Source organism: Halobaculum sp. EA56 (assembly GCF_051195075.1).
In the GTDB taxonomy this organism is placed as follows: Archaea; Halobacteriota; Halobacteria; order Halobacteriales; family Haloferacaceae; genus Halobaculum.
Map to the genome: position 1 here is coordinate 1 of NZ_JBNTJX010000125.1, position 829 is coordinate 829.

The following is an 829-nucleotide window of genomic DNA, read 5'->3' on the forward strand; positions in this document are numbered from 1 at the left end:
AGCTATCGCACCACCATGGACCGGGGCTCAACCGGTGCATACCCACCCCGCACATATGATCACACGGGCAGTCACCATCGAAGACATCGATGATCTGTATCTGACGTGGAACAGCCATATCAACGGTTCCGCCCTCTACCGCCGTGCCCTCCGAGATGAGATGGAGCTTCGCGATGTCGACCCCGACGAGCTTCGAGATCTCTTCGAACGGGCTCGCGAACAGGGCTACACGAAAGACGAGATCGTCGACGAGACCAATCGCTACGCCGATCTCAAGGCACTCGTCGACGACGCAGAGGAGTAACCCGCTATGTCACAAGATAATACGCCCTCCGAGACAGCTTCGAATCGCGCCGACAGCCAGTCCACGGCGACGAGTAGGATCCCCAGACAGGCCACGCTCATCGTGGTTTTCCTGAGCCTGTTCGCTGTGGAACCCGCCGCCGCACAAACGAATGCCGTCTGTAGTGCGGACAACCTTCCCAGTATGATCGAGGGCTTCTTCCAGCTTACCACGGCTCTGGGCATTGTCGGCCTCGCAGTCGTGTGGCAGGCTGACTCCCTCATCGAGATGTTCACGATCACGCCCGAGCAGAAGAAGGGCCTCAAGCGCCACAAGCGGTCGGCGATGAAGTCTGCGGTCGTCCTCGTCGCTCTCGGGCCACTCTATACCGTAGCTGGGTCGATGATGAACCTCCCGCTGGCGCAGTGCGTCGACCTCGCCCCCTGGTAGGCGACTACTGACCCCGTCGCGAGCCCCCATGAAACAACGAGAGCTCTCCGTGCTAATGGCCGCCCTGTTCGTGACGAGCCTAGTCACGGGTCTCGT

Annotated in this window: 2 protein-coding genes; both read left to right on the forward strand. The window is 60.4% G+C overall.

All coding sequences use genetic code 11. The annotated features are described in order from the left end of the window. Positions 1 to 55 precede the first annotated feature (55 nt). Complete coding sequence (locus ACQUQ1_RS22530; RefSeq protein WP_049987855.1) at positions 56 to 304, forward strand: hypothetical protein; 249 nt, start codon at positions 56 to 58, stop codon at positions 302 to 304. Positions 305 to 310: 6 nt separating this feature from the next. Further along, entirely contained in the window at positions 311 to 733 is a 423-nt protein-coding gene (locus tag ACQUQ1_RS22535; protein WP_435066403.1) for a hypothetical protein, read from the forward strand. Positions 734 to 829 lie beyond the last annotated feature (96 nt).